General features: G+C 55.5%; 2 rRNA genes. Both read left to right on the top strand.

What is annotated here, in order from left to right:
- Positions 1 to 44: 44 nt before the first annotated feature.
- Positions 45 to 3,199 (top strand): 23S ribosomal RNA (locus CH273_RS00010).
- A 133-nt stretch (positions 3,200 to 3,332) separates the two neighbouring features.
- Positions 3,333 to 3,449: ribosomal RNA gene (rrf, locus tag CH273_RS00005) — 5S ribosomal RNA — on the top strand.
- The last annotated feature ends 2 nt before the right edge of the window (positions 3,450 to 3,451 follow it).

Below are 3,451 nucleotides of genomic sequence, written 5' to 3'. Positions count from 1 at the left end.
GTGTGTGTTGTTTGAGAATTGCACAGTGGACGCGAGCATCTTTGTTGTAAGTAATGAAGAGCGTACGGTGGATGCCTTGGCACCAGGAGCCGATGAAGGACGTAGGAGGCTGCGATAAGCCTCGGGGAGCTGTCAACCGAGCTGTGATCCGAGGGTGTCCGAATGGGGAAACCCAGCACGAGTGATGTCGTGTTACCTGCACCTGAATATATAGGGTGTGTGGAGGGAACGTGGGGAAGTGAAACATCTCAGTACCCACAGGAAGAGAAAACAATAGTGATTCCGTGAGTAGTGGCGAGCGAAAGCGGATGAGGCCAAACTTTGTGCGTGTGATACCCGGCAGGGGTTGCGTATGGAGGGTTGTGGGGTTTGCATTGTCGATTCTGCCGGATCGGCCGACAGTGAGAAATTGTGGTGTTAGTCGAAGTGGTCTGGAACGGCCTGTCGTAGAGGGTGAGAGTCCCGTAGACGAAAACATTGCAACTGTCGTTGTGGATACCCAAGTAGCAGCGGGCCCGTGAAATCTGCTGTGAATCTGTCGGGACCACCCGATAAGCCTGAATACTCCCTGGTGACCGATAGCGGACTAGTACCGTGAGGGAAAGGTGAAAAGTACCCCGGGAGGGGAGTGAAATAGTACCTGAAACCGTGCGCTTACAATCCGTCAAAGCCGGTGCATGATTCGTCATGGCTGGTGATGGCGTGCCTTTTGAAGAATGAGCCTGCGAGTTAGTGGCATGTCGCGAGGTTAACCCGTGTGGGGTAGCCGTAGCGAAAGCGAGTCCGAATAGGGCGTATCCACCTTGTGTGGTGTAGTGGCGTGTTCTAGACCCGAAGCGGAGTGATCTACCCATGGCCAGGTTGAAGCGACGGTAAGACGTCGTGGAGGACCGAACCCACTTAGGTTGAAAACTGAGGGGATGAGTTGTGGGTAGGGGTGAAAGGCCAATCAAACTCCGTGATAGCTGGTTCTCCCCGAAATGCATTTAGGTGCAGCGTCACGTGTTTCTCACCGGAGGTAGAGCTACTGGATGGTCTAGGGGGCCTACAAGCTTACCGAAATCAGCCAAACTCCGAATGCCGGTGAGTGAGAGCGTGGCAGTGAGACTGCGGGCGATAAGGTTCGTAGTCGAGAGGGAAACAGCCCAGATCGCCAGCTAAGGTCCCTAAGCGTGTACTAAGTGGAAAAGGATGTGGGGTCGCGAAGACAACCAGGAGGTTGGCTTAGAAGCAGCCACCCTTGAAAGAGTGCGTAATAGCTCACTGGTCAAGTGATCCTGCGCCGACAATGTAGCGGGGCTCAAGTACACCACCGAAGCTGCGGCACTCACACAACAGCCCCATGCAGGTCTGCGGATCTGTGTGCAGGTGTGTGGGTGGGTAGGGGAGCGTCGTGCAGCCATGGAAGCATCGGAGTGATCCAGGTGTGGAGGCTGCGCGAGTGAGAATGCAGGCATGAGTAGCGAAAGACGAGTGAGAAACTCGTCCGCCGAATGACCAAGGGTTCCTGGGCCAGGTTAATCCGCCCAGGGTGAGTCGGGACCTAAGACGAGGCCGACAGGCGTAGCCGATGGACAACGGGTTGATATTCCCGTACCCGTGTAACCGCGCCCATGGTGAATCAGTGATACTAACCACCCTGAATCTCGCTTACTTCACGCCTTCGGGTGTGCGGGGGCGGGTGGATGCGTGGGACCTGATCTGGTAGTAGCCAAGCGATGGGGTGACGCAGGAAGGTAGCTGGGCCAGTCAGTGGTTGTACTGGTGTAAGCCTGTAGGGCGAACGGTAGGCAAATCCGCCGTTCACACAGCCTGAGAGGTGATGCGTAGCCGATTGAGGCGAATTCAGTGATCCTATGCTGCCGAGAAAAGCCTCTAGTGAGTTGTTACACGGCCCGTACCCCAAACCGACACAGGTGGTCAGGTAGAGAATACTAAGGCGATCGAGATAACTATGGTTAAGGAACTCGGCAAAATGCCCCCGTAACTTCGGGAGAAGGGGGGCCCCTGCCGGTGATCACTCTTGCAGTGTGAGCTGGTGTGGGCCGCAGAGACCAGTGAGAAGCGACTGTTTACTAAAAACACAGGTCCGTGCGAAGTCGTAAGACGATGTATACGGACTGACGCCTGCCCGGTGCTGGAAGGTTAAGAGGACCGGTTAGCCAGTGATGGCGAAGCTGAGAATTTAAGCCCCAGTAAACGGCGGTGGTAACTATAACCATCCTAAGGTAGCGAAATTCCTTGTCGGGTAAGTTCCGACCTGCACGAATGGCGTAACGACTTCTCAGCTGTCTCAACCATAGACTCGGCGAAATTGCATTACGAGTAAAGATGCTCGTTACGCGCGGCAGGACGAAAAGACCCCGGGACCTTCACTACAGCTTGGTATTGGTGTTCGGTTCGGTTTGTGTAGGATAGGTGGGAGACTGTGAAGCGGTGACGCCAGTTACTGTGGAGTCGTTGTTGAAATACCACTCTGATCGTATTGGATACCTCAACCTCGGACCATGATCTGGTTCAGGGACAGTGCCTGGTGGGTAGTTTAACTGGGGCGGTTGCCTCCTAAAATGTAACGGAGGCGCCCAAAGGTTCCCTCAGCCTGGTTGGCAATCAGGTGTCGAGTGCAAGTGCACAAGGGAGCTTGACTGTGAGACTGACAAGTCGAGCAGGGACGAAAGTCGGGACTAGTGATCCGGCACCGGCAAGTGGAAGCGGTGTCGCTCAACGGATAAAAGGTACCCCGGGGATAACAGGCTGATCTTCCCCAAGAGTCCATATCGACGGGATGGTTTGGCACCTCGATGTCGGCTCGTCGCATCCTGGGGCTGGAGTAGGTCCCAAGGGTTGGGCTGTTCGCCCATTAAAGCGGCACGCGAGCTGGGTTTAGAACGTCGTGAGACAGTTCGGTCTCTATCCGCCGCGCGCGTAAGAAACTTGAGGAAGGCTGTCCCTAGTACGAGAGGACCGGGACGGACGAACCTCTGGTGTGCCAGTTGTTCCACCAGGAGCACCGCTGGTTGGCTACGTTCGGAAGGGATAACCGCTGAAAGCATCTAAGCGGGAAGCCTGTTCCAAGATGAGGTTTCTCACCCCCTCGAGGGGGTAAGGCCCCCGGCAGACCACCGGGTTGATAGGCCAGAACTGGAAGCCCAGTAATGGGTGCAGGTGACTGGTACTAATAGGCCGAGGACTTACCACAAAGAAGCTACGCGTCCACTGTGCAATATCTGAAACAACACACGTTTCAGCACAACAATTGAATGAACCCAGTACGTCACCGATCCAGATCCGGTGGCACCGCTGATGTTCCGTGTGTAACTGTTTCGCAGAGTTACGGCGGCCATAGCGGAGGGGAAACGCCCGGTCCCATTCCGAACCCGGAAGCTAAGCCCTCCAGCGCCGATGGTACTGCACTCGACAGGGTGTGGGAGAGTAGGACACCGCCGAACAC

The sequence above is a fragment of the Rhodococcus sp. 05-339-2 genome (assembly GCF_002258965.1).
Taxonomy (GTDB): Bacteria; Actinomycetota; Actinomycetes; order Mycobacteriales; family Mycobacteriaceae; genus Rhodococcoides.
Note: the sequence above shows the minus strand (reverse complement) of the source record. Positions and strands in the feature narration are given on the sequence as shown.